Annotated in this window: 17 protein-coding genes and 2 riboswitches; of the genes, 7 read left to right on the forward strand and 10 right to left on the reverse strand. The window is 44.5% G+C overall.

Annotated elements, in window-relative coordinates; all coding sequences use genetic code 11:
• Positions 1-239: 239 nt before the first annotated feature.
• The 3 genes from GVN20_RS30055 to GVN20_RS25895 are packed head-to-tail and all read left to right on the forward strand — an operon-like array spanning position 240 to position 3,653.
• Complete coding sequence (locus GVN20_RS30055; RefSeq protein ID WP_166561122.1) at positions 240-1,814, forward strand: sensor histidine kinase; 1,575 nt, start codon at positions 240-242, stop codon at positions 1,812-1,814.
• Positions 1,811-2,899, forward strand: coding sequence for a sensor histidine kinase (locus tag GVN20_RS25890; protein WP_166561123.1), 1,089 nt, complete (start codon positions 1,811-1,813; stop codon positions 2,897-2,899). Before GVN20_RS30055 ends, GVN20_RS25890 begins: the two co-directional genes overlap by 4 nt.
• The gene (locus GVN20_RS25895) at positions 2,880-3,653 is read left to right on the forward strand and encodes a LytTR family DNA-binding domain-containing protein (RefSeq protein WP_166561124.1); all 774 of its coding nucleotides are present in this window, start codon (positions 2,880-2,882) and stop codon (positions 3,651-3,653) included. Before GVN20_RS25890 ends, GVN20_RS25895 begins: the two co-directional genes overlap by 20 nt.
• 7 nt (positions 3,654-3,660) lie before the next feature.
• Here GVN20_RS25895 and GVN20_RS25900 read toward each other — a convergent pair whose 3' ends face one another.
• The 3 genes from GVN20_RS25900 to GVN20_RS29960 all read right to left on the reverse strand — a co-directional run bounded on the left by GVN20_RS25900 (position 3,661) and on the right by GVN20_RS29960 (position 4,760).
• Positions 3,661-4,140, reverse strand: a complete 480-nt coding sequence (locus tag GVN20_RS25900; protein WP_166561125.1) for a Fur family transcriptional regulator — start codon at positions 4,138-4,140, stop codon at positions 3,661-3,663.
• Positions 4,141-4,244: 104 nt separating this feature from the next.
• A complete protein-coding gene (locus tag GVN20_RS25905) occupies positions 4,245-4,616 on the reverse strand; it encodes an alpha/beta hydrolase (protein ID WP_166561126.1) in 372 nt (123 codons plus the stop codon).
• A 15-nt stretch (positions 4,617-4,631) separates the two neighbouring features.
• A complete protein-coding gene (locus GVN20_RS29960; RefSeq protein ID WP_255455466.1) occupies positions 4,632-4,760 on the reverse strand; it encodes a hypothetical protein in 129 nt (42 codons plus the stop codon).
• Between the two features lie 306 nt (positions 4,761-5,066).
• Positions 5,067-5,216: riboswitch (cobalamin riboswitch) on the forward strand.
• A gap of 90 nt (positions 5,217-5,306) precedes the next feature.
• Here GVN20_RS29960 and metE point away from each other — a divergent pair.
• On the forward strand, positions 5,307-7,613 hold the full coding sequence (gene metE, locus GVN20_RS25910; RefSeq protein ID WP_166561127.1) for a 5-methyltetrahydropteroyltriglutamate--homocysteine S-methyltransferase: 2,307 nt from the start codon (positions 5,307-5,309) through the stop codon (positions 7,611-7,613).
• Positions 7,614-7,692: 79 nt separating this feature from the next.
• Here the strand turns inward: metE and GVN20_RS25915 are convergent, their stop codons facing one another.
• From GVN20_RS25915 to GVN20_RS25945, 7 genes are all read right to left on the reverse strand, one after another.
• Positions 7,693-8,397, reverse strand: coding sequence for a hemerythrin domain-containing protein (locus GVN20_RS25915; RefSeq protein ID WP_166561128.1), 705 nt, complete (start codon positions 8,395-8,397; stop codon positions 7,693-7,695).
• 352 nt (positions 8,398-8,749) lie between these two features.
• Positions 8,750-10,024, reverse strand: a complete 1,275-nt coding sequence (locus GVN20_RS25920; protein ID WP_166561129.1) for a sialidase family protein — start codon at positions 10,022-10,024, stop codon at positions 8,750-8,752.
• 134 nt (positions 10,025-10,158) lie between these two features.
• On the reverse strand, positions 10,159-11,481 hold the full coding sequence (locus GVN20_RS25925; RefSeq protein WP_166561130.1) for a hypothetical protein: 1,323 nt from the start codon (positions 11,479-11,481) through the stop codon (positions 10,159-10,161).
• Positions 11,482-11,504: 23 nt separating this feature from the next.
• The gene (locus GVN20_RS25930; RefSeq protein WP_166561131.1) at positions 11,505-13,913 is read right to left on the reverse strand and encodes a TonB-dependent receptor; all 2,409 of its coding nucleotides are present in this window, start codon (positions 13,911-13,913) and stop codon (positions 11,505-11,507) included.
• A gap of 5 nt (positions 13,914-13,918) precedes the next feature.
• Complete coding sequence (locus tag GVN20_RS25935) at positions 13,919-15,112, reverse strand: PepSY domain-containing protein (protein WP_166561132.1); 1,194 nt, start codon at positions 15,110-15,112, stop codon at positions 13,919-13,921.
• A gap of 6 nt (positions 15,113-15,118) precedes the next feature.
• Positions 15,119-17,458, reverse strand: a complete 2,340-nt coding sequence (locus GVN20_RS25940; RefSeq protein ID WP_166561133.1) for a TonB-dependent receptor — start codon at positions 17,456-17,458, stop codon at positions 15,119-15,121.
• 181 nt (positions 17,459-17,639) lie between these two features.
• Positions 17,640-17,969, reverse strand: coding sequence for a DUF6686 family protein (locus GVN20_RS25945; RefSeq protein WP_166561134.1), 330 nt, complete (start codon positions 17,967-17,969; stop codon positions 17,640-17,642).
• Between the two features lie 332 nt (positions 17,970-18,301).
• On the opposite strand from GVN20_RS25945, the gene GVN20_RS25950 reads away from it, so the two are divergent.
• The 3 genes from GVN20_RS25950 to GVN20_RS25960 all read left to right on the forward strand — a co-directional run bounded on the left by GVN20_RS25950 (position 18,302) and on the right by GVN20_RS25960 (position 23,071).
• Entirely contained in the window at positions 18,302-19,516 is a 1,215-nt protein-coding gene (locus GVN20_RS25950; RefSeq protein ID WP_166561135.1) for a GTP-binding protein, read from the forward strand.
• 228 nt (positions 19,517-19,744) lie between these two features.
• Positions 19,745-19,957: riboswitch (cobalamin riboswitch) on the forward strand.
• A gap of 65 nt (positions 19,958-20,022) precedes the next feature.
• Complete coding sequence (locus tag GVN20_RS25955) at positions 20,023-21,984, forward strand: TonB-dependent siderophore receptor (RefSeq protein ID WP_166561136.1); 1,962 nt, start codon at positions 20,023-20,025, stop codon at positions 21,982-21,984.
• Positions 21,974-23,071, forward strand: coding sequence for a DUF5074 domain-containing protein (locus GVN20_RS25960; protein WP_166561137.1), 1,098 nt, complete (start codon positions 21,974-21,976; stop codon positions 23,069-23,071). The genes GVN20_RS25955 and GVN20_RS25960 overlap by 11 nt, the downstream gene beginning before the upstream one ends.
• The last annotated feature ends 95 nt before the right edge of the window (positions 23,072-23,166 follow it).

Below are 23,166 nucleotides of genomic sequence, written 5' to 3' on the forward strand. Positions count from 1 at the left end.
TTGCCGTAAAAGTACAACTTAGTACTTTACCTACTACAATTTCTTGGGGGTTTGAATTCCCGACATCCTCAGAGCGAATAGAATCATCGGCTGAGGCTCTTTCACAATTCAAGCAGTGTTTTTATCAATTCATTCACAAAAATCTCTAAATAAAGGCCGATGATTTCCTTGTTTAGGAAATTGCCGCTTATCTTCATCCCGCAATGCATTATGGCAACATCATGTAATTTAACCTAAACGTGTTTAGACCCCGCTTTTTTTCACCTGCTGAGTGGCGTTATCATCTGTTGATGATGCCATTGCTGTTTACCATCGGCAATTATTTTTTCATTGGAATGGATTATTTCCGTTCTTTTAATACGTTTATCGCGGGTACGGTCGTGATTTGTGGGCTTTATTGGTTTTCAATTGTGTTGCTGACCATTGCAATTCGAAAAGTGCTCGCCGTTGTTCCCGACCAGTTTATTCTTAAGCGCATCCTTATCATGATGGGCGTAGTAGGTGCGCTGACGGGGTTATTGGCCATTTTTGATGTTTGGGTGTATAGCATAGTCCCGCATCTTTCTATCCCTTTCAGTTGGGCCAAAGTAAAACCGATTTGGATATTGGGAGCCGTATTTGACATTTTTATCTGCGCGGCCCTGAATTTGTTTTACGCGGAGTCTTGTCGAAGAAAAAAGGTTCAAGCCTCTCGCCCAAACTCGTCGCCCCTCAACTCGTCTTCAAAAATAGACGACCGTTTGGTGCTTACTTATCAGGGATGGTGGTCGGGAGTGAGTCCGCTAGAATGGGGATTTCATGGATTGGTCTTGTTGATGTTGGTTCCGTTGAGCAATTACCTGATTATCGGGCCAAATTATCTGTCCGACCCGTTGCTACTCAGTCTTGGCTCCGCATTGGTCGTGATGCTATACATACCCTGCGCTGTATTATTGACGTTGTCGGTCCGGCTGGCTATTCGTACTTTTCCTCTTCTACGTCAAACCCTTTTTCGGGTATTGTTAATGCTTTTCTTGACGGGAACTGTTTCTTCCACAGCGACAGTATGCTCGTTGTGGGTCATTAGTGAAATCGACATATTTGGCGTTACATTTTCCATCATGACGGCCAAAGCGTTCATTCTGTTGGGGTTATGCTTTGATTTTTTGCTTTGCCTCACCCACGGTTATTTCTACGCTTTATCCATGTGGCAACAAGAACAGGTCGAAAAGGAGACCCTCAAAAATGAAGCACTCCAAAGACGCTACGACACGCTGAAGGGGCAGGTAAATCCGCATTTTTTATTCAACAGCCTTACCTCTCTTTCCTCCTTGATTCAGGAGGACGTCAAACAGGCCGAAAAGTTTGTGGACGAACTGGCCAAAGTCTACCGGTATTTGCTCCAAACCCACCAAAACCCACTCACCACACTCGAAAAAGAAATCAACTTTATCAACTCGTACGTCTTTTTGCTCAAAATACGCTACGGAAATGGCATTTCAGTCACTATTGATGTCGACAATAACGAAAAATCGGGTTATTTGCCACCCCTTACCTTGCAAATGCTGCTTGAAAATGCCATGAAAAATAACACAATTTCGGCCAAAAAACCACTGAATATACTCATTCGAAGCACCGAAGAAGGCCAATTAATGATTCAGCACACGATTCAAAAACGAATGGTCAGCATTGCAGATCCGCAAGCTGAATTAACCAACCTAATGGGCAAATATACCTTCTTGACGGTAGAGCCCGTTTCCATATATGACAACGGAACAACTTTTACGGTACTCCTCCCCTTGTTGCCCAATTTGACCGTAAGCGAAGATAAATGAAGTTATCATTGAAGCATATTCCCCTGCCTGGTTTTCGCATCCGACAACAGACCAAACTACATTTTCTGTTGTTGTTTTCGTGGTTTATTCCATTACTTACCTTTTGGATGGTTGGCCCCGACTATCTCAACAAACCATTTGTTTTCATTGCAGCTACCAGTCTTAACCTGAGCATTGCGGCGACGTGCCTCATTACCCTCGACTATTTTACGCAGCAAATCATTCAACGGTACCCCGACCTCAACCAGACCAAAAAACGGGCAGGATGGTTGCTACTTACTTTTATGATTGTCACTCCCATATTCATTCTGGGGGGCATTTTCTTGTACGATTATTTTCATCTGTTTGGCTATAATCACAATCCTCGCATCACCATACAAATTTTTATTCTGAATATCGGGGCAAACCTCCTTTCGGTGGGAATCGACGAAACGGTATATTCCATCAATAAATGGCGAGAAAACGCGCTTGAAAAAGAGAAACTGCAACAAGAAAACCTACAAAGCAGATTTGATAGCCTCAAAAGTCAAGTTAATCCGCATTTTCTCTTCAACAGCCTGAATTCGCTTTCTTCCTTAATTGCCGATGAACCCGCACAGGCTGAGATTTTTGTGGACGAGATGGCCAAAGTGTACCGCTATTTACTGCAAACAAATTCACAGGGGGACCTGACTAGTTTGACCCATGAACTCAGATTCATCGAATCTTATTTTCACCTGCTCAAAACCCGCTACCGAAACGGGATTCATTTGGAGGTTAATATTCCTGAATCTTTTTATTCCTGTCAAATCCCGCCTCTTACCTTACAAATACTGGTCGAAAATGCGGTAAAGCACAACGTCATCGTGGCAAGCCGTCCTTTACACTTGGAGATAACAGGACTTGACGGTCATTTGTTGCAAGTTCGAAATAACCTACAACGCAAAAATACCCGCGTAGCATCTAATCAAATCGGCCTGTCAAACATCATGGCCAAATATCAATTATTAACCCAATCAAAACCCATTATTACTGACCATGATGGGTTTTTCACCGTTGTATTACCCCTAATTGTTGCGACGAAACATGAACGTATTAATCGTTGAAGACGAAGAATTGGCCGTCAAAAAACTGCAAAAACTCATTGCGGAGGCCGACGCATCACTCACCGTGGTGGGCATCACGGCAAGTATTGAAGAATCGGTCGATTGGCTAGAAAACCACCCAGCCCCCGATCTGATTTTTATGGACATCGAATTGGCCGATGGACAAAGTTTTGAAATTTTTGAACAGGTCAATGTACAGAGTACCGTCATTTTTACCACATCCTACGATGAATACGCTTTGCAGGCCTTTAAGGTCAATAGCATTGATTATCTGCTCAAACCGATACAAAAGGAAGATTTACAGCGGAGCCTGAAAAAATTGCGTGATTTACGCGGAAACCAACAGGCTGAGGGCGTGCCGTTTAGCATCGAAAAACTAATCAAAGAATTGCAGTTGCAACAGCAGCCCGTTGAGTTTCGGAAACGATTTCTGGTACGACAAGGCCAAAGATTGTTATCCATCGAAACGTCAGAAATTGCGTACTTTTTTACCGATGAGCGTTTTAGCTTCTTCAAGACGCACAACAATCAAAAATTTTTGGTTGAATATACACTCGACGAATTGGCGGGAAACCTTAACCCATACCAATTCTTTCGGATAAGCCGGAGCGTCATTGTTACGCACCAAGCCGTCGAACAGATTCAGCCTTATTTCGGCAATCGTTTGTCCCTCAATTTACACCCAACCTTCGAGAAAGAAGCCATCGTTAGTCGTGAAAAGGTGAGTGATTTCAAAAAATGGATGGGTAAATAAATTGCCCTTAATTGACATTTTTTCCTGATTTATGAGGGCAAAGTTCGTCGGTGCAATGCCCATAAAATACCAATGAATGTTGTAAAACCTGCGTTTGAAACCAGTCGCCAACTGTATTTTCGATAGACCCCATGCGCGGGTCACAAAATTCTTTCACGCAGTGACAGTCCAAACAAACCACGTGGTCGTGTTGCCGACTGCCGAGCGTGCGTTCATAATGCGACGCGGGCGAATTGCCAAATTGGTGTTTTTTAATCAGACCCGCTTCCGCAAACAGTTCAAGCGTGTTGTAAACGGTTGCCATGCTGAGGTGAAATCCCTTTTCCAGCAGGATTTCACGCAGTTGGTTTGCGTCAAAATGATGATGGTCGTGGTGCGAATATATTTCTTCCAATATCGTATACCGTTCTTGGGTACGGCGAAAGCCTTTCAACTCCAGAAACTGGTCCAGTCGCAATGTAGCTGCTCGAAGGTGTGAAGTGTGCATAATCTATAAATAAGAATAGCGGGTGCATCTATGCCACAAATTTACCTTTATTTAGATTAATTACAAACAATATAGAAAGAAATCTTCAATTCAAACTCAATGAGTTACTGGTTCTCAATAGCCTTTAAAAAACCAATAACTGTTTGATTAACAAGGGATTGTTGTACTTCACGAGTAATTGTGGCGTTGTCGTCGCCCAATTGTGAACCGTAATAACCAAATTGAGCGTGGTTTCCCCCCTTGATTTCCACCCATTGTGCGTGGGAAGGCAACCTCCCTTTGTTCTCAAAAACTTCGGGCAGACTCGCCAAACCGTCATTGTTGGCGTAGAGTTTTACAACTGACAATGTAAACGAAGACAGGTCAATGTCGCGCGGATGCGAGGTCCCCATCAAGATTAACCCTGCGAGTACATTTTTATTTTCATGCGCAAATTGGGCCGCCATTTTGCCCCCCTGCGAATGCCCCGCCAGCACATAGCGCTTGGTTGTCTACGTAGTGGAAATAAGCGTGTTGGCGGGTAGGTTTCGGGTTTGGTACGAAAGCCAGTTCCAAATCATGAACGTACCAACAAGGCTAAACCAAACAATTCTAAACCCATTCCTTTTCGATAATTTCATGGCAAAGCGCGGTAAATAAAAACGTCTGTAAACCCCAACGTTGTGAATGAAATATACATACCGAAGTCAATGCAACCAATGATTCTACTCTTAATCTTTAGATAAGCATAGACTTACAATTTTTACCCTTGAAGAAAGGGCTTTTTGGTAAATTTTAAAAGATAAAAAATATATTTTTTGTGAAAATTTAAACGTTTAAAGTTTAATTTTATACATTTATATAGACTTTTTATCTATTTTTATTTACATAATCAGTTTTTATATCTTCGATTATTTTCTTCCCTTATTTTTGCCAAAGTTCTTTCATTATAATTGCCGTTTGGAGGTTTCTGACTTACTTTTTAAAGTGTCAGAATTAAAAAGGAATCGTGTGTAAATCACGAGCTGACGTGCAACCGTAAGCAACGCCCAAAAGCGCTGCGAGCCGAGACACTCGCCCCCAAACGTTTTGACCCATGCTTTCACGGCTTAAAGCAGTAGTCAAGCAAAAGGAAAGGACAATAAGTTACCAACAATTTATTGTTTCAATCAACTCCTTTTAAGCAAATGCTAAAAAACAACCTTGGCTACCCCCGCATTGGTAGCCAGCGCGAGCTCAAAAAAGCCTGTGAATCCTACTGGACAGGCAAAATCTCCCAACAGGAATTGCTGGGTGTGGGCGCATCCCTGCGCCGTCAGCATTGGGAACTGCAACGAACGGCGGGTATCGATTTGATTCCTTCCAACGATTTTTCGTTGTACGACCATGTGCTGGATCTGAGCCTTACACTCGACGCAGTGCCCGAGCGCTATCAGGCCGTCTTATCGGCTCATCCCCAAAACAACGCCCTCGACATGTATTTTGCCATGGCACGCGGCTACCAAAAAGATGGACTCGACATCAAAGCCATGGAAATGACCAAATGGTTTGATACCAATTATCACTACATCGTTCCAGAATTTACCAAAAATCAATCCTTTCGTCTCGCATCTAACAAGATTTTCAATGAATTTGAGGAGGCCTTGCGATTAGGTATTTTGACCAAGCCCGTTTTGTTAGGACCCGTTTCGTATCTGTTGGTGGGTAAAGAAAAAGAGGAAGGCTTTCATCGGTTAGACCTGCTCCCCCACCTGCTCCCCGTTTATTGTCAAATACTCGAACGGCTCCACGCCGCTGGTGCCGAGTGGGTTCAGTTTGACGAGCCTTGTCTGGCGTTGGATTTGACGTACAAAGAAAAAGATGCATTACGATTGGCCTATGGAACCATTCGTACCCACTTCCCAAACCTTAAAACGCTGCTAACCACTTATTTTGACGGCTTACGAGACAACATCCTGACCGCTTCTCATCTATCCGTCTGTGCATTACACGTTGATTTGGTTCGCTTTCCAAGCCAATTTGACGACCTATTGATTGCCCTGAAAGAGCCCATGTCGCTGTCGCTAGGAATCATCGACGGGCGCAATATTTGGAAAAATGATTATGCTAGGTCGTTGCCATTCATCCAAAAAGCCATAGCTAAACTGGGACCAGACCGGGTCATGATTGCCCCTTCTTGTTCGTTACTGCATTGCCCGTCAGACTTAGCATCGGAAAAAGGCCTGCCTCACGAAATCAAAAACTGGCTGGCCTTTGCCAAACAAAAATTGCAAGAAATAACTGATTTATACGACATTGCTGTAAATGACAACGTGAATGCATTGATAGAAAATCAAGCCGCGATTATGAGCCGTAGAACTTCGCCATTGATTCATAAACAACACGTCAAAAAACGGGTGGCGGAGCTTAAAGAGAAAGATACCCAGCGCAAAAGCCCTTTTGAGGTACGACAAAACAAACAAAAGTCCCTGCTGAATCTTCCACTTTTTCCGACAACCACCATTGGGTCTTTTCCGCAAACGGAAGATGTGCGTCAACTTCGTGCAAAGTATAAAAAAGGAGAACTGTCACCTAAACAATACGAAGCAGCTATTGAACAACACATTCAAAAAGCGGTAAAGTGGCAGGAAGAACTAGGATTGGACGTTTTGGTTCACGGTGAGTTTGAACGCAACGATATGGTAGAATATTTCGGAGAACAACTCGAAGGCTATGTTTTTACCCAAAACGGCTGGGTACAGAGCTACGGCTCACGCTGCGTAAAACCACCGATTCTTTACGGCGACATTGAACGCCCACAACCCATGACGGTTCGTTGGACGGTCTACGCGCAGTCGCTTACCCAAAAATACATGAAAGGTATGCTGACAGGCCCGATTACGATATTACAGTGGTCGTTTGTACGCGATGACCAGCCCCGCAGCGATACCATGATGCAGCTAGCGCTGGCCATTCGGGACGAAGTAGCTGATTTGGAAAGAGCGGGCATCAAAATCATTCAAATCGACGAAGCCGCCATCCGAGAGGGATTACCACTGCGCAAAAGTGACCGCAGAGCCTATCTCGACCACGCCGTACAAGCGTTTCGTTTGTCGGCGGCGGCAGTGCGGGACGAAACCCAGATTCACACGCACATGTGTTATTCGGAATTCAGTGATATTATTGAAAATATTGCGGCCATGGATGCCGACGTAATCACGATTGAAACATCCCGCTCGCAGATGGAGCTATTGGATGACTTTGCTGGTTTTAATTATCCCAACGAAATCGGGCCTGGCGTGTACGACATTCACAGCCCCCGCGTGCCCACGGTGGAAGAAATGGTTGGATTGTTGAAAAAGGCATTGACGGTACTCCCCGCCTCAAACTTGTGGGTCAACCCTGACTGCGGCCTAAAAACCCGTAAATGGCCCGAAACCGAAGCCGCTCTCAAAAATATGGTGGAGGCAGCTGGCAGAATACGTAGGATAGTAGAACAGGAATCTTATTCGTAATGATTACTTTTCATTGGCAAAGCCTTCAACTTTGCCAATGAAAAGTTTGATAGCACCCATCGCCCCTTATTGAAAAAAATCAATTCAAATTTCGCTCCAATTCCAACGCCATCGGCACCAAGACGTGGTCTTCTATGATAGCGTGTTTGCGCAGTTCCATCTCAAACAACTCAACCTGATTGAGAAAAATTTTATACGGCAACGGCAGCGCCTGATTGCCCGAATAGCGCTTGATCAGGGTACTTACCTGTTCCAATTCATCTTCAATGCAGGCGTGCGCTTCCTTAAAACCACAAATACTGAAGTCGGGATTTGAGGCCAATTTCAGCGTGTTTTGTACTCCCTTAGATGCCTTGATTAACAGTTGAATGTACGGAAACAAATCTTTCTCTTCAAAGCGAATATGGTCAATCAATTTTGCTTTATAATTATTAAAAAAGTAGGCCAAACTCGCCAATAATTGATAACTCTCACTGTACTTACTGAAAATATCCACCAACGACTGTTCGATTTCGGGCAGCTTTTTGGTAAGATAATACCGATGCGTTGCCTGTAGATACGTCAAAATTTCTTCAAGCGAAAACTTATACATCTTTTCAAATGGAAAGCCCTCTGAATTAGTATACAAATCCTGAATGAGTTCCATTAATTCGGGATCCATATCCATCGTTTGGTGCAGCTCTCCCGCCACCATACCAGGGTGATTCGAAGGTTTTACTTCAAACCGTTCTAATACAAGCTGATGTACCTTTTCAGAATCGATAAACTCGTTTATTGCGGTCATTATTTTGGGGTTTGAGTTTAAGCAAATTTAAGAAAAAACAACTCGAAAAGTATAATTATATCAATATTTTTTTTAATTTTTCTTTACCCCCTTCCAAATTGGCTACAATCTTCTATTTTACCCCTATTAATTACTAATAATCTGATAACCATTCACTTTACTATGTTTAAACATATAATTTTCTCCTGTTTGCTTACAAAAGAACAGCCTCTTACTGCTTTAGTCAACCATCATCCTATGGATATTTTTTGACCAAACTCTTACCCATATACGCTATGTATCCAAAAGTTTAAATACAAAAAACCCAGTGAACTGGCAGAAACACCAATTCACTGGGCCGATTGAAGAAATCCTAAAGGCGAACGGTGCTAACTTTAATTGTATTCAATTTGTTGGCCTGCTTCACTTCATAAGCAACAATGGCCTCATTGTCGGTCACCAAAACGCTGGCATTGGTTCCGTTTTCGGAGTTTTCAACCCAACGTGTTTCAGAAACATTGTTAGGGCTTATTTTCCGAAGTCCAATCAACGTAACCCCTTCTTCACTTTTTTCTTTGACCTGTTCCCATACCACCACCGATGCATTAGGGGCGGTCACGAGGTACGAATTTTTGGCCGTCGGGTTATCTAAAACAAACAGGCGCTTCCCTTCGTTGGTCACCACGCGCAAACCAGACGAATTGGTGGCGGTCCCCGAAAACCAAGAAATCAGGGCACTTTCGCCAAAAACACTGGAACTCGCTCCGCTGTGCGGGCAACCTTTCAGTTGCCATTGGTCATTGAAAAGAATTTGCGATTTTGAAAAAGTAGCGCCATTATCGGCTGAGGTCATTTTGGCAATGTCCCGAATATCGTTGTTATTGTCACGGTAATAAACGTTCAGAATGCCTTTTGAATCTACCAACAGGCTGATATTGCAGCAATCGCACACCACGGGGTCAATGAGTTTTTCTTCCTGAAAAACGCCATTTTTTGTAATCACCATCCGCAAATCTCGCTCTTCGTGTTTGGTACTGTTTTTTACATCTTTCAGATAAGCCACCGCAATTTCGTCATTCGGCAACACCACTGCATCAAAAAAACCTCTCACCAAAGGCGTTGGGTCACTGTCGACCGAAACTGGCACTGTCCAAGTATTTCCTCCATCATTTGAAACAGTGTATCTAATTTGCGACTCTCTCTTAGGTCGGCCGCCGTTTGCAGGAGCCGTCGCGGGTTTATCATGGTTTGCGTGGCTGCCTTCGTGCGCCGTAGGAGCGGGTTTTTGCTCTCTAGACGGTGTAGCTCCACCCGAACGGAAAGAAAAAACCGCCGCCATCGTTCCATCTTTTTTGAATAACAATTTTGGACGCGCCAATCGGCCATTACCCAAACCAGCATCGGCAAAAATCAATTTCTTGTCAGAAAACGTTTTTCCACCGTCTTTGGACACCGATAAGTAAAGATAAACCACGTTTTTATCGTCTTTCTCGGTCCAGTAAAGCACCGCCTCACCTTTGTTATTTTTGGCGAGTGTTGGCAAAGCATAAGCACGACTTTCGTCGGCAAAAAGCGGATTATTGGCCCCTGAGGGGACGTTTCCGGCAAGTAGGAACAGGGTGATAACTAAAAAAAAGAGACTTTTCATTGTGTATATTTAGTGATGAATTAAACGCTAAAAAGCTTTTCATTTGGACTCAGGTGACCGACAAATGTAGTATCTATTTATAATTATTCCAAATAAGTTTAAGACCACCTTGGTAAACTATCTGAACGGTTTAATCAGAAGATACCGATGTAGTGATTACCTGCTTTGTTGACAAGCTTTGCCCCTTTTGTCACCGCTCCCGTTTTTTTGTTGAAGATGTAGATGTTTCCGTCTTTGCCAACGGGCGTAACGGCCACAAAAACTTCATCACCGCTCACCAAAATACCCTGGTATTGTCCAAAATTCAAATCAGCATCGTATTCAATGTTTACTTTGGTGGCCGTCTTGGCATTCAAGTCCAAGCGAGCGATGTAGCCCTGCTCGGTGCCATCGTGGGTGTAAAGCGCATAAGCGATACCGTCGCCCGCATACCTCCAACTGTCAACGTATGCGTTTTTAACGCCCAGCGCGGCATCTAAACTAAAGATGTACGAGTTGTCGTACTCGTTGTTGGTATTGATTTTGAGGATGTGCGAACCTTTGCTGTCACGCTGAGTAGCTTGGTAGATATTGCCATCTTCTGCCACAAAAGAATTAGGACTACGGTAGCCGCTGTTGTCGCCAAAACTTACCGTTGAAGTAATGACTTTCGGATTTTCGAGTGACGGATAATCCACAATAACCGATTTGGTTCCTAAGCGGTCGAAAGTACTTTCGGTAAGTCCAGTGGCAGGGTTGTACTTACGCATCCATGTGCCGAGAATGAGTTTGTTTTGTGCTTTGTTGAGTACTGGAGCATCGAAACGAAAAAAGCAGTGACCTTTTAATTCTTCTTCGGCCGATAAAGGCACTTGATATTGTTTATACCCATTTATTAACACTTTTTGCAGGTCAAGTGATAGCACAGTGGCTGTACCTCGATAATATTGAAACGGCTTGGTTTTATCGGTAGCGTTGTTGGCGGCAATGTTTGCAATATTTAATGCAACCCCCGTTTTATCTCCATCCATCAGTTTTGACCACCGGGGCGTTGTGGTAGCATATTGAGAAATATTTACCGTAACGTCTTCCTGTACAAAACTTCCTGCTCCACCTACTTTGTAGCGGGCAAATTCTCCTCCATTATCTCCCGAATAAGCAATATTGAAAAGCGTATTTCCATCTTCCGATGATTGCAAACGAGCAGTTCTGGTAGATTTTACGGGAAAACCTTGATCATAAACGCTTATTGATACATTCGGGTTTCTTGCATCTTCTTTACTCACCGAATACACGACCGTGCCGCCGTTTCCATCGCCTGCGGTGGTTCCCATCAAGGCACCCGCCACCGTTATCCATCGGCTTTGGTTGGTTACGGGGTCAACATCATCGGCCGAATCCGATTTATCACAACTCGCCAAGGTAAATGCCGTAATAACTGTGGTATAGCGGAAAAAATTTGTTAACTGAGTTTTCATTTGATTTTGATATGGATTGTTTATTAAAATTGATTGATTAAATAGTTGATTTTCAGATAAAAAGCTCGGCCAGGTTTCTGAACAGCAAAGTTATCGTACGCCTGACGATCAAAGAGATTTTTGGCATCGGCGGTAATGACAAACTTATTATTGGGGAACACGTAGCTCAAACCAATGTCCTGAATGTACTGGCGTGGGGTTCGGAAGTCTTCAATTTCTAGCCACGAAGTATAAAATCGCTCGACAAAATGGAAACTGTAATACAGATTCAACGCGGAATTTTTCAGGAACAGGTTTTTAAGCGTGTACTGAACATTGCTGTTGGCGGTCCAGTAAGGTTCGTTGGGAAGCTGCTTGTTGTAATATGGATATTTTCGCCCGTTTTCGTCGAATTGAACATTGAAAACTGAGTTGAATTTTGACATATTTACCCCCACAATCAACTTATTATCAAACGTATAGCGAAAATCTGACTCAAAACCGATGGATTTGTTTTTTCCAATGTTTTCGTAGGGATTGGTTTGCAGTGCATCGTTGACGCGTGGGTTGATTCTTTGGGTTATTTTGTCGCGTGTGTCACGAATAAAGCCCGAAACGGTGAACGAATATTTGTGTTTTCCCGCGTAGAAACTGCCCGCATTCAATCCGACATTTAGATTATTGCTCACCTCAGGACGAATCCCAAAGTTTTCTACGATATTTTCTCCCGGGCTTCCAAATACCTCATTTTCAGAAGGCAAACGCACTGCTTTTTCGGCAGAGGCCAAAAGGGTAAATCTGGACGTAATGGCGTACGATAGAGCCATCCCGTATCCTTTGGCAGTTTTATGGCTATTAGTTCGATTTTCAGTACGCGTGCTTTGACCATCCACCATTCGCAGCACAGGGTCCATGCGGTCGATTCCCTGCCGATAGTACTTATAAAAGAGATTGTTTTTCAACTTTGCTTTGAAAGCCTGCAACTCATAAGCCACCGAAGTGATGTTTTTTTCCAGATTTCGGGTTCCAATAAACTCCCTCTCGATTTCCGAACGCATAAAATCCTGCTCCCTTCGGTCAATGGCATAATAGATGTGGTTCACCACAAAACGATGATTTTGAGTAACGTCGTAATTAAAACCCGCTCGGAATGTGCTCACATTTCTGTCAATGTGATTGAGGGTTGGGGCTGCTTGCTGAGCACCCGTTGGCCTCAAAATAGGGTCATCGTTGAGCCCAACGCTTATTTGACCATACCAATTGTAATTCCACTTGACCGTATCGCTCACCACCTGACCGCGTTTGCTGTACATTCCGTTTACGTTGAACTCCAGCCCTTTAACTAGGAAATTTTTCTTGACATAATTTAGGCTGAATACATTGGATTGCGACTCACTGGTGCGGCCTTTGTAAGGAATTGACATATACGTACCATGCTGAATTTCTTTATAGTCATTTGAGCCATTATAACCAATCAAAAACTGGTCAGCCCACTTAACATTGGTAAATCCCGCCTGTAATTGCCCCCCCGTTGAGCGGTAAGCGTCATCAAATCTTCGGGCCCTAACGTACTCGTAGCGGCCATTCGGAAGAATATTTCTGACGAATTTGCCCCATACCTCGTAGTCATTGTCTGAATAATTGTGAAAGGCCGACGCCCTCACCGTAAAACCCGTTTTTTCGTTACGGTAAGTACCGTTGAAATTGGTTTGGAAGGTGTTGAATGACCCATACGAAACAGCGGCCGTTAGGTTGTTCATTGCCCCTTTTTTGAGAATAACATTGATGGCTCCCCCCAGGGCGTCGTCGGCCAAATGGGCAGGGATAACGCCCTTGTACACTTCGATTCGCTCAATAAGCGCGGGCGGAATGCTATTTAGGCTAAAAGACTCCCCGTAAGTAGAAATCGAAATGCCGTCAATAAAAACCCGAACTGAGTTGCCCGACATCCCGTTTAGGTTATAATTTACGGCCGAACCCAGCCCACCATTTTGACGCACTCTGATACCTACGGTTCGGTCTAGCAACTCATTGGTTTGGAAATTGCGTTGCGCTACGTCTTTGGTTTCGATGACGTTGACGGCAAATCCCTTGGTTTCAATCTCTTTTTTCTCCGATTTCTGAATAACTAGAACTTCATTCAAATCAACATTTTTGGGCTTGACAACGATGGATACGTCAATCTGTGGCTTATTGACGTTCACTTTTATGCTTTGGGTTTCAATCTCAACCGATGAAACAATAAGCTCGTCTTGCCCAAAGGGTACGTTTTTTAAGACAAAAAATCCATTGTGATCGGCAATGATGGATTTATTGCTTTGGGTCAACTTTATGCCCGCGTAGCTTACGCCGCCGTTTTCTCTGGAGTACACCTTACCTCTGATGGTAGCTGTTTGTCCCAACCCACTGAGATAAATCAGCGTTAATAATATGGTGATAAAAACGATTCTCATGCCCCCTATTTGGTCAACACCGGTTTTGTTGCTGTTCTGCCAGTTGTGTTCAGTACTTTATTTGGGTCGCTTTGAATACGGCGGCCGTTTCCACGGCGGCCCCACCAAATGTAAAATCCCGTGATGGGCAAACTCGCCGCAATCAGGCTGACAAAAAAAGCGAGTACTTTGCCCGCCAATCCACCGATGGCCCCCACGTGAATATCGTAGTTCATACGAAAGGTTTTATCGGCCAACGTCGCGTCTTTGAAGCGTCCATAAATGTGATTTACGGGCAACTCCTGCAATGTGTATTGGTCAAAATAGCGGTAATCAGTTTTCCAAAATGTACCTTCTTCTTCATTGATATTCACCGCAATAGAAGAGGAATCTGTTTCAGGGATGTGCACTTCCAAGGTTTTGGAGTTGGGGTGTTCTTGTAGCATTTGATGCCAAATTCGATCAATAGCGGGGGCTGGAGAAGAAGGCAAAATGGGTTGGGTTATGGCGGAAATAGGCTCCTCAAAAAGCAGTGATTTATCTCCTCCCAGCCTAGTATAGACCGAACTCGCAAACCATTGAAACCCCCATATCAAGCCCGTTGCGGCCAAAATAAGGATAAAAAAAGCCCCATAAAAACCCAAAATGTTGTGCAAATCGTAGTTTTTACGCTTCCACTGCATTCCTTCTCTCCACCGAAACCAAACGCGTTGTTTGGCGGCTGCTCGGTTTTTGGGCCACCATAGCACAATCCCCGAAATAAGCATCACCACAAAGGCCAGTGTGAAATACGCCACTACGGGTTGGCCAATATTGGGAGGTAGCCACAGGTAAAAATGCCCCTGCAACACTATCCGAAAAAAGTCGGCATCCATGTCTTTGACTTTCAACACCTTACCCGTATATGGATCGAGGTACACAATGTAATAATACGACGGGTCGAAGTGAAAAAAGATGGCTTGAGCAGCTTTGGCATTGCCCGAATACATGATGGCATGAAGATGCTTTTGGGGCAACTGTCGGGTGGCTATCTCCTTCAAAACAGAAGGAGATAACTGAACAGAAGCCCTCGGCTCAACGTATCGGAAGGACTCGGTCGCATTCAGAATTTCTTCCTGAAAAGCATACAAACATCCAGTAATGCTGATGATAAACACCACAAGCCCCGACGCCAACCCAAGCCACAGGTGTAGCAGTCCAATGATTTTTTTGAACTTCATGGTTGATTAAAATTTATAACCAATGCTAAGACGGCTGTTGCGGAGCGGCTCGGTTTGCCAATAGTACGCGTTCAACCACGTATAGGGCGCGCCCGAAAACAGGTACTCATTCAGTAAGTTGTTGACATTGAGCGCCACCGTCAGGCGGTTACTCTGCCACGATACGGCTCCGTCGAGGCGGAAATAATTGGGGAGCGCCTGGTTCGTTCCGTCAAATACGTACCACGACGAACGGTCTACCTGCCACTGATAGCCCAACGAAGCGCCCAAACCTTTCAGGTGGCCATTGCTAACGCGGTACGAAAGCCACGCGTTGGTGATATGCTTTGTTGCCCCCGCCACGGCCACACCCACCTTTTTTTCGTCGGTATCTTTGGTCACTTTTGCGTCGGTGTAGGCATAATTTAGGGTCAAATCGAGGCCTTGTAGCAGTTGGCCGCGCAAATCAAACTCCACGCCTTTGGTTTTGGTTTGCCCCAATTGAATTGAAAAATTGGGGTTGTTTGGGTCGGCGGTCAGGACGTTATTTTTGGTAATTTGGTACAGCGAAACCGTCGAATTCCAACGCCCACCCATCCATTCTTTTTTCAAACCCGCTTCGGTATTATTGCCCGTAATGGGGTCAAAACTCTTTCCATTCACATCCGCCCCTGCCTGTGGGATAAAGGCCTGGTCGTACATTGCGTAGGCAGAAGTGCTTTTATTCAAAGAAACGCTCATACCTATACGTGGCGTAAATTTACTGCTTTTTACACTGCCCGAATACGGGTCATAGTCTTTAGCAGTGGTGTATCTTCCCGCGAGGGTCAACCGAATTTTTCCATCCCAAAAACGCAACTCATCCTGCACATATAAGCCCGAATAACTTTGTCCATAATTCACCCCACGGCTCCGAAGGCTCTTCGAGCGGTCAAATACTGGCAATGAATCGGCAGACACCGTTCCGTAGACGGGATTATAGATATTGAAAGGAACGGCCCCTTTCAACGTACTGCCCTGCGCCCAATCGGCAAAATATTCTTTCTGCCCCATGTCCAGCCCCGCCAGAATACGATGCGTAACACCACCCGTTTTGACGTCACCATTCACAAAAACTTGACCTATTCTATTGATTCCCAAGGCATCCCAGATACTAATACCGCGCAGAATTGTCCCGTCGCTATTTACTGAACTGGGCCACATACTTGTTCCGATTTGGTTGTAATTATAGTACGCCAATTGCCCCGTCAGCTTCCAGTCTTTGTTAATTTGGTGATTCAGTATCAATAATAAACTGTGGTCATTGATGTTGGTCGGGTCTAAATTAGGCTCCGTCAAGGTAAAGTTTACGGGCAAGTGCTCGTAGGGCTTTTGCGAAAACACGTAAGCCGAGCCGATCATCGACATCTGTGAATATTGATACGTGTATTCGGCCGTCAACGAGGTTTTATCGTTGATTTTGTACTTAATCACTGGCACCACCGAATAGCGATTGTTAAATTCATAGTCGCGGTGCGAGCCTTTCATTTGGCCCATCACGTTGAGGCGGTACTGCAATTTTCCGTCTTTGCTCAGCAAGCCATCAAAGTCGGCGGTGGCGCGGTAGGTATCAAAACTTCCCAACGTCAGGGTCATTTCTCCTTTGGTCATGCCCGTCGGCTTTTTCGTCACCACGTTATAAAACCCACTAGGCTCGCCATTGGCCATCATAAAACCCGCTGGACCTTTCACAAATTCGATGCTTTCTACCATGCTCATGTCTTCGGCAAGCGGTCCCCAAGGCATTTGCACATTCATGCCGTTGCGAAAAGCCGCAATTTGCGAGCCGCGCATGTTCAGCAATGCGTAGTTGTCCCAATGTTCGAGGCGAGTCACCCCGCTTACGTTGCGGGTTACGCCTTCGAGCATGTCAAAAATCTGTTGGTCGTTAATTAACGCTTTGGTCAATACCTGAATATTTTGGGGCGTCTCAATCAACGGCGTCTTTAACCGAAGCGAAACCGAAGGCATATCGGCATTGTATTTATTGGGAAAAGCCGTCACGACCACTTCTTCCAATTGGCGCAGATTTTCTTTCAATACTACGTTCACGTCTGATACCTGCCCCGCCGTGACCGCCACACTTTGAGTTTGGGTCTCTAGCCCGACAAAACTCACCTGAAGTGCGTAATTGCCCGCTTTCACTTTTTCAAATATGTATTCACCTTCTTGGTTGGTAACGGTTCCTTTGCCCGCTCCTTTCAGGTTTACGTTCACAAATTCGGCCGCTTTGCCGTCGCTCGTTGTGATGCGGCCTTTGATGGTTGCAAGTTGGGCCATTGCCCAATTGGATAGGAATAAAAATGCAAGGAAAAAGTAGATTTTCATTGTTTTAGTGGGGATACAGATAAGGTTCATTTTATAAAAAGAGGTATGACTGATTGGTAAAACAACTGGTAAAAAATAAGTAAGGTAAAGTATAGTACGACAAAACAAAACCGCGTTGAAGCCAAAGCATCAACAACCTAAAAAATTGTATTACAGCTAGATAACTAAAACACTCAAGGCATCAATTGACATGTTTGAGCATTTTTCGCGCCTCTACCGTGAGGGCTACTTCATTCATAAGTGTGAGCAATTCACTCACTTCGTCGTGAGAAAAAAGGAGATAAAAATTGGATAAAGGCGTATAATGAATCAACTCTTTACCGTGTGGCGTTTCATAGGCTTCCATCATTCTTTTTTCGGTCAATAATTGCCGAAACCACTCAAATTCACTTTCATTCAAACAAAACATAATGTTCTTAAAAGCAATGTGATAAACCTTACAGATTTCACATACGCCTACGTATCCGTACTCTTTTTCGAGAAGGGTTTTAAAGGGATGTTGGTGTGTCATAAGAGTGCTGTTTATGGGTAAACGCATAGCAATGGCAAGAGGGATTATATCATTTCTCAATCACTCTCCTTCTTTCTCTAAAGTGAAATGAATGATTGTATTTATTTAGATTAATTATAAATAATGGACAAAGGAATAGACTATTTAGATTCAATCCAAATAATTTCGCTCTTTTTTTAAACCTCTTATTAAAATAACCAGTTCTGAGCCACAACTAAAATCGGCGCCCTTTCATTTTGGTACATGTAGAAATCTTAATTTATGCAACATTGTTGCATAACAAAATTAATCCATCCATATTTGCAACATTGTTGCAAATAAAAATCTAAAGTATGAATAAGCAAAAGAAACTACCCGTTACGGTACTGAGCGGCTTCCTAGGAGCGGGAAAAACCACCCTACTCAACCATATTTTACACAACAGAGAAGGGCTAAAAGTGGCCGTGATTGTCAATGATATGAGTGAAGTAAACATTGACGCTCAACTGGTTGAACGGGAAAGTACCCTTTCCAGAACTGAAGAAAAACTCGTTGAAATGTCAAATGGCTGCATCTGTTGCACTCTACGCGAAGACTTGATGGTTGAAGTGGAAAAATTGGCAAACGAAAACCGATTTGATTACTTATTGATTGAATCGACAGGAATTTCTGAACCCGTACCTATCGCGCAGACTTTCACGTTTAAAGATGAAGAAAACGGCATTGATTTGTCCCGTTTTGCCCAAATTGATAGCATGATTACGGTCGTCGACGCCCTAAATTTTGCCAAGGATTTTGGTTCGGTCGATACCCTGCATACACGAGCCCTCAATGAAGACCCGCAAGACCACCGCACCATTGTAAATCTTTTGACTGACCAGATAGAGTTTGCCGACATAATCATTCTTAATAAAACCGACTTAGTTTCTCAAGCCCAATTAGGTGAATTAAAGGCGATTATCTCGTCTCTCAATCCAGTCGCTAAAATCATTCAATCTAGTTTTGGCAACGTATCTACATCGCACATTCTAAATACAGGGCTTTTTGATTACGAAAAAGCCGAACAATCAGCGGGGTGGATTCAGGAGTTAGAAAATCTCAAAACGGGCAAAACCCATACACCCGAAACGGTTGAATACGGCATCAGTTCGTTCGTCTTTCGCGACCGCCGCCCTTTTCATCCAGAGCGTTTTTGGCATTACCTCTCCAACGATTGGCACGCGGGCATTATTCGTTCCAAAGGGTTATTTTGGATTGCCTCCCGCCCCAACGAAGCCATCAACTGGAGTCAAGCGGGTGGTTCATTGCGGGCCGAAAGCGCCGGGGTCTGGTGGGCAAGTATGCCATTCAATCAACGCATTCGCTACGCGGCTTATCTTGACAATAAATCTATTATTGAAACCCGATGGGACAAGCGCTTTGGAGACCGCCAAAACGAGTTGGTCATTATCGGACAAGACCTCAATCAAGATATCATCGAAAAAGAATTGCAAGCTTGTCTGTGTACAGATGCTGAAATCAACGCGATGGAAACAAAACAGGTTTTTCCCGACCCTTTCCCCCTTTAGAGGGGACGGCTTCTCCCCTATTTTTGGGGTACCTAATTGGCCAGAAATGACAATTAACCCAGTTTCCCCCCTGAATATTGAAGCACGTTCCAACTTATTATTTCACAAAATCATTTAATTGATAATCAGTGGGATTGTTAAAAACCAAACGCTCCTCTAACTTTACATTTTTAGAAAAATGAATGAATATTTTAAAAATAGAAGTTGACAAACGGATTCTTTTGCTCTACCTTTGAGCCAGTTATTGGTGCCTGATGTACGCCTCTGTGTGTGCCGATTGGCTTAATAGGGAATCCCGTTCGATTCGGGGGCTGTTCCCGCAACTGTACGTTTCAATACATTGTCGCTCACCTTTTAGTCACTGTTCTGAATTTAAAAAGAATGGGAAGACCAGCGCCAACGAAACAAGCCAGGAGACCTGCCAACAATCATTCTTGACGAGTCCTTACGGGTAATGAGGCAACGTCGAGCGTTCGATTTCACGTTCACATTTTCGGCAAAATACCTTGATTTACAAACTCCTGCGGTTTGTTAGCTGCATCCATATCCTGGTACTGTCGGCTATTGCTCCGCACCTCTACGCCCAAAAAGAGCAAAGCCTCTGCGAAGTAACCGTGCGGGGAGTGCGACCCGAGCGCTTCATGGTGGGACAAAAAGTGCAGGAAATTGATTCGGTCCAGCTGACGCGATTTCATTACAGCACGCTGGCCGATTTCCTCCAGTTTCAAAGTCCAGTGGCGTTCAAAAGTTATGGGGCAGGGCAGGCCACAAGCATTGCTTTTAGGGGAACATCCGCTAATCATACGGCGGTGCTTTGGAATGGGGTGAATATTAATTCGCCGTCATTAGGGCAAAGTGATTTTTCGACGATTCCTGTAGCGGGCTTCGACCAAATGAGCGTGCAGTACGGGTCGGCGGCAAGCTGCGTCGGTACTGATGCCGTGGGGGGCAGTATTCAACTACGCTCTGTACCCGATTTTAGGCAAAAAGGGCTTCAAACCTTGGCCGCTTTTCGCCTCGAAAGCTCCGAAAATTATACCGGTCAGGTGGGGCTACGTTTCAATCATAAAGCAGGCAAAAATTGGATAATTTCGGGCAAAACCAGCTTATATGGCAGTAATTTAAATAACTATTTCGGGACCAACCCCCAACGTACCCGCCAAGGCGAAAGCTATTCTTTTGAGCCCACCCGAACTACCCAAAAAGGCGTGGTGCAAGACCTGTATTGGCAACATCAAAAAGGCAATCTATTCTCGCTTAATCTCTGGCTGACCGACAATACCCTCACCATTCAGCCCCATCAAGTTCCGTTGCGTGAAGTCACCCGTACGCAGGCCTACCGCGTGCTGGGTTCGTATCAGATTGGCAAAACACTGATACGAACGGGCTTCATCCGGGACGTGATTGATTACGGAAAAGGAGAAAATCTAACCCCCAGCCATACCGAAATCGACCGTTTTATTCTCCGTGCCGAGCACGATTTTTCGTGGATTCAAAGTTGCGACAAAGGCACTAATCTCAAAATTGGGGCTGAATTGGTGCATTATAATGCCCGGGTGGATGGGTACGGAGATGAGGTAAAACGAGAAAATCGGGCCGACGTTTACGCCTTACTCCGACACCAGTTCAACGGAAAACTCAGCGCATCTCTCAACCTACGGCAAGCCTTCGTGACCCGATTCAGCCCCCCCTTTACCCCGTCGTTGGGGGTGGAGTACACCGCGTTTACGCGTCCGCGTACCAAAATCAGTTTTAGCGGAAATACCTCCCTCAGTTACCGCGTACCAACACTGAATGAGCGTTACTGGGTCAATTTGGGCAACCCTGAACTCCGCCCCGAACGGGGTTTCAACAAAGAAATCGGCGTAACTTGGAAACAACGGCTGGCCGAAATGAATCAATTTTCGGTATCACTCACCGCCTTTCATAACCTCATCGACGATTGGACGTACTGGAACCCAGAACGCAATTATCGGGTCGAAAACCTCCAGCAGGTACTTTCCAAAGGGCTTGAATTTACGTTTGGCTTAAAAACCCAATGGCATAAAACGCAGTTAGACGCCAACCTAAATTATGGGTTGACCGATGCTTCGCAACAAAAAACCTACGGGCCTTACACCCAAGACTTTATCGGAAAACAACTCATTTATGTGCCACGACACACGTTTGCAGGAACACTTACTGCCACCCATGGCAAAGGCTCTCTCACCGTGCAACAGCAATTTAATTCGGCGCGTTACAGCACTTTTGACCACTCGGGTCGGCCTTTTGCCCCCTATTATTTGCTGAATGCGGTGTTGAATTATCAATTTCAAAAAGGAAACTTTCGCAGCGACATCGCGCTTCAGGGAAACAACCTAACCAACACCGTGTATCCCAATCTCAAGAAAAACGCGATGCCTTTAAGAACACTATCACTCAACGTTATTTTTTATTTTCAATCAAAACAAACCACAAATGAATCGTAATTATCTGCTTATTATCAGCCTTTTAAGCGTTGGTTTCTCCGCCTGTAACTCCACCGATCCCGTGCCGTCGCAACCCTACGACAATGGTGTACTCGTCATTAATGCGGGAAATTTTCTGGACAACAATGGGTCTATTTCTTTGGTACAACGAACTTCTACAACCGCCTCGTATGACATTTTTCAGAAAGAGAACAGTCGTACGCTTGCAGGGAGCCTGAGCGGTTATGCGGAAGTCAACGAAAAAGGTATTATCCTCGTCGATAACTCAACGGCGGGCAAAGACGGCATCGAAATCGTTGACGCCCGAACGTTTAAAAGTCTAACGTCAATTCCTTCCACCGAAGTGGAGAATCCTCGGGCGGTGGCCAAAGCAACCGATACCAAAGCCTACGTTACCTGCTGGGACGTTACCGGAGATTTTTCTAATTTTTACAAAAACCCTGGCTACGTGGCCGTGCTTGATTTGACCACCAACAAATTGACCAAGAAAATCCCCGTCCAAAACGGCGCCGAAAGCATTTTGGTCATTGGCAACGAAGCCTTTGTGGGAAATACGGGAAGCGGAATGACAAAAATTACCGTTATCGATATTGCCACCGATGCCGTTAAACAATCAATCGAAATTGGCAGAAATCCTGAATTGGTGGGTCTTGATGTCAATAACAAACTTTGGCTGTACGCGGGAGGAGAAATGATACGGCTAAACACCCAAACCAAAACGGTGGAAACACGTTTTAAAATTACGTCGCCCAATGCGTCAAAATCGCCTAGTTCGTTCACGCTGAGCGCCGACAAAAAGACCATTTATTTCACCCATTCATTCTACGACGCGGCCGACGGCTACCTCCAAAAAGGCGAAACTTACAGCTTCCCCATCGATGCGGCGGTCGTAGTGGCCGACAAACCTTTCATCAATCGGTTATTTTCGGGTGGGTTGGGCGTTGACCCACAAACGGGCATAATTTATGCGGGTTTGGTGCCCTCTTTCAAACAAGCTGGCTATGTTCTCCGCTATCAACCCAACGGTACATTGATTGATTCGGTCAAGGCCGAAATCGCACCGAGTACTTTTTTCTTTAAAAAATAATACCCATTCACAGCCATGATATTTTAAGTCTGAAGGGCAGGCCGTGTTGGTCTGCCTTTTTTTGCTTAAAGATGAATAAACAATTCCTGCCAATA

Source organism: Runella sp. CRIBMP, from assembly GCF_009905605.1.
In the GTDB taxonomy this organism is placed as follows: Bacteria; Bacteroidota; Bacteroidia; order Cytophagales; family Spirosomataceae; genus Runella.

Excerpts from the sequence above, each read along its gene's own strand:
- GVN20_RS25890 (WP_166561123.1), top strand. The coding sequence starts at position 1,811 with ATGAAGTTATCATTGAAGCATATTCCCCTGCCTGGTTTTCGCATCCGA.
- GVN20_RS25935 (WP_166561132.1), bottom strand. The coding sequence starts at position 15,112 with ATGAAGTTCAAAAAAATCATTGGACTGCTACACCTGTGGCTTGGGTTG.
- GVN20_RS29960 (WP_255455466.1), bottom strand. The coding sequence starts at position 4,760 with ATGAAATTATCGAAAAGGAATGGGTTTAGAATTGTTTGGTTTAGCCTT.
- GVN20_RS25920 (WP_166561129.1), bottom strand. The coding sequence starts at position 10,024 with ATGAAAAGTCTCTTTTTTTTAGTTATCACCCTGTTCCTACTTGCCGGA.
- GVN20_RS25950 (WP_166561135.1), top strand. The coding sequence starts at position 18,302 with ATGAATAAGCAAAAGAAACTACCCGTTACGGTACTGAGCGGCTTCCTA.
- GVN20_RS25940 (WP_166561133.1), bottom strand. The coding sequence starts at position 17,458 with ATGAAAATCTACTTTTTCCTTGCATTTTTATTCCTATCCAATTGGGCA.
- GVN20_RS25930 (WP_166561131.1), bottom strand. The coding sequence starts at position 13,913 with ATGAGAATCGTTTTTATCACCATATTATTAACGCTGATTTATCTCAGT.
- GVN20_RS25900 (WP_166561125.1), bottom strand. The coding sequence starts at position 4,140 with ATGCACACTTCACACCTTCGAGCAGCTACATTGCGACTGGACCAGTTT.
- GVN20_RS25895 (WP_166561124.1), top strand. The coding sequence starts at position 2,880 with ATGAACGTATTAATCGTTGAAGACGAAGAATTGGCCGTCAAAAAACTG.
- GVN20_RS25925 (WP_166561130.1), bottom strand. The coding sequence starts at position 11,481 with ATGAAAACTCAGTTAACAAATTTTTTCCGCTATACCACAGTTATTACG.
- GVN20_RS25960 (WP_166561137.1), top strand. The coding sequence starts at position 21,974 with ATGAATCGTAATTATCTGCTTATTATCAGCCTTTTAAGCGTTGGTTTC.
- GVN20_RS25945 (WP_166561134.1), bottom strand. The coding sequence starts at position 17,969 with ATGACACACCAACATCCCTTTAAAACCCTTCTCGAAAAAGAGTACGGA.
- GVN20_RS25915 (WP_166561128.1), bottom strand. The coding sequence starts at position 8,397 with ATGACCGCAATAAACGAGTTTATCGATTCTGAAAAGGTACATCAGCTT.
- metE (WP_166561127.1), top strand. The coding sequence starts at position 5,307 with ATGCTAAAAAACAACCTTGGCTACCCCCGCATTGGTAGCCAGCGCGAG.